Below are 2564 nucleotides of genomic sequence, written 5' to 3' on the forward strand. Positions count from 1 at the left end.
GTGGTCGCCGAACAACTCCGCCGGCTCGCGGGCGTCGAACGCGACGTCGAGGTCGAGGACCTGCCCGGCACCGGCGACGGCACCGGCTGGCGCACCCGGCTGCGGTTGGCCGTGGACGGCCAGGGCCGCCCCGGCTACCACCGGTACCGGGGCACCGGCGTGGTCACGGACCTGTCCTGCCCGCAACCCGTTTCGGGCATGTATGACGGGCTGGCCGACCGCAGCTGGCGGCCCGGCGGTGAACTCCAGGTCACCGTCGATGCCGATGGGGTGCGGCACGTGGTGGAGATCGACCCCGCACCCGTGAGCCGGACCGGCCGCCGCAGCCCCGGCAGGCGCGGCGCAACCGCCCGCCGGGCCGCGACGTCCCGGCCGCGGCGTGAAAACGTCGTGATCGGCAGCGGGCGCGCCGTCCAACGCGTCGGCGACCGCGCCTGGGAGCTGTCCGCGACCGGGTTCTGGCAGGCGCACCGCGGCGCCGCGGCCCGCTACTCGGAGGTCGTCGCCGACTGGTCGGGCGCGGCAGGCGGCGGCACCGCCTGGGATCTGTACGGCGGGGTCGGGGTGTTCGCCGCCGCCCTTGCCGCGCAGGTGGGGGAGCGCGGCGCGGTCGTGTCGGTGGAGTCCGGCCGCGGCGCGGTCGAGTCCGGCCGCCGCGCGCTCGCGGACCTGCCGCAGGTCCGGTTCGAGGCGTCCCGCGTCGAGCATGCGCTCGATCACCTGTCGGGTCCGGTCGACACGGTCGTGCTCGACCCGCCGCGCTCCGGTGCGGGCAGGTCGGTCGTCGAGGCCGTCGCCGCGGCGGGTGCCGCCGCGATCGTGCACATCGGCTGCGATCCCGCAGCCTTCGGTCGCGACATCGGCCTCTACCTGGGGCAGGGCTACCACCTCGAGCGGGTCCGAGCCTTCGACGCGTTCCCCCTCACCCACCACATGGAGTGCCTCGCCCTGCTGGTGCGCTGACGCGCCCGTGCGTGATTTTCACCCCGATTGGGGTGCATCTCACGCACGGTGCCCACTTGATTGCACTATGCAATCAATATATAGTTGCATAACGCAAGCATATTAAAGCCTGTCTTTACCTTCCGGGAGATCGGCCATGCACCGAGGGGGCACCACGCATGACTGCACCGACGACAGCGCCAGGGCCGCACGTCCCGGACCAACTGATGACCCACCGCGAGATCCTCGAGGTGCTCGCGGGTCTGCTGGCCGCGCTGTTCACGGCGCTGATCAGCTCGACGATCGTCTCGACCGCGCTGCCGACCATCATCGGTGACCTCAACGGCAGCCAGACGCAGTACGCATGGGTCATCACGACCTCACTGCTCGCGACCGCGGCGTCGACACCGATCTGGGGCAAGCTCGCCGACCTGTACAACAAGAAAACCCTGGTCCAGGTGTCGATCGTCATCTTCGTTGTCGGCTCGGTGATCGCCGGGATCGCGCAGAACGTGCCGGTCCTGCTCGGTGCCAGGGTGATCCAGGGCGTCGGCATGGGCGGCCTGACCGCGCTGGTCGTCGCGATCATCGGCACGATCATCCCGCCCCGCGACCGCGGCAGGTACTCCGGCTACATGGGCGCGGTGATGGCCGTCGCGATGGCGGGGGGACCCGTGCTCGGCGGTGTCATCGCGGACGGTCTCGGCTGGCGCTGGTGCTTCTTCGTGTGCGTCCCGCTCGCCGTGATCGCGCTGCTGCTGCTGCAGAAGACCCTGCACATCGAGACCACCCGCAAGGACGACGTCTCGATCGACTGGGTCGGTGCCACCCTGCTGACCGCGGGCGTCTCCGTGCTGCTGGTGTGGGTGTCGTTCGCGGGCAAGGCCACCTACTACGACTGGGTGTCGACGCCGTCCGCGATCCTCGTCGGTGTCGGCGTGCTGCTGCTCGTCGCGACCGTCGTCGTCGAGAGCAGGGCGGCGTCGCCGATCATCCCGCTGCCGATCGTGCGTGAGCGGACCACCGGGCTGGCGATCATCGCGTCCGTTGCGGTCGGCGTCGGCCTGTTCGGCGCAACCACCTTCCTCGGGCAGTACTTCCAGACCGCGCGGGGGCACACCCCGACCGAGGCCGGCCTGCTCACCATCCCGATGGTCTTCGGCATGATGGTCGGCACCGTCGGCTCCGGCCAGCTGATCACCCGATTCGGCAAGTGGAAGGGCTTCGTCGTCGCGGGATCGATCCTGCAGCTCGTCGGCTTCCTGCTGCTCGCCACCATCGACCACGAGACGCCGATGACGCAGATCGGGTTGATGATCGCGCTGCTCGGGCTCGGCACCGGGATGCTGATGCAGAACGTGGTTCTCGCGGTGCAGAACACCGTCAGCGTGGCCAACATCGGGGCGGCAAGCAGCGTGGTGGCGTTCTTCCGCACCTTCGGCGGCGCGATCGGGGTGTCGGTGCTCGGGTCGGTGCTCGCCACCCGCGTCACCGACCTGACCGCCGAGGGCTTCGCGAAGCTCGGGATCGACACCCACACTCCGGGCGGCGGCGCCAACCTGAATCTCGCGGCGCTGCCCGCGCCGGTGCGGGACGTGATCCGCGTCGCCTACGGCGACGCG

The 2564-nt window shown here is 70.6% G+C and carries 2 protein-coding genes; both read left to right on the plus strand.

Going from position 1 to position 2564, the window contains the following annotated elements; all coding sequences use genetic code 11:
- Positions 1 to 963: class I SAM-dependent RNA methyltransferase (locus tag ACFWPA_RS19620; protein ID WP_378571598.1), on the plus strand; the 963-nt coding region annotated here is incomplete at its 5' end.
- A 158-nt stretch (positions 964 to 1121) separates the two neighbouring features.
- Positions 1122 to 2564: MDR family MFS transporter (locus ACFWPA_RS19625; RefSeq protein WP_378509448.1), on the plus strand; the 1443-nt coding region annotated here is incomplete at its 3' end.

The sequence above is a fragment of the Rhodococcus sp. NPDC058505 genome, from assembly GCF_042720095.1.
Lineage (GTDB): Bacteria > Actinomycetota > Actinomycetes > Mycobacteriales > Mycobacteriaceae > Rhodococcus_G.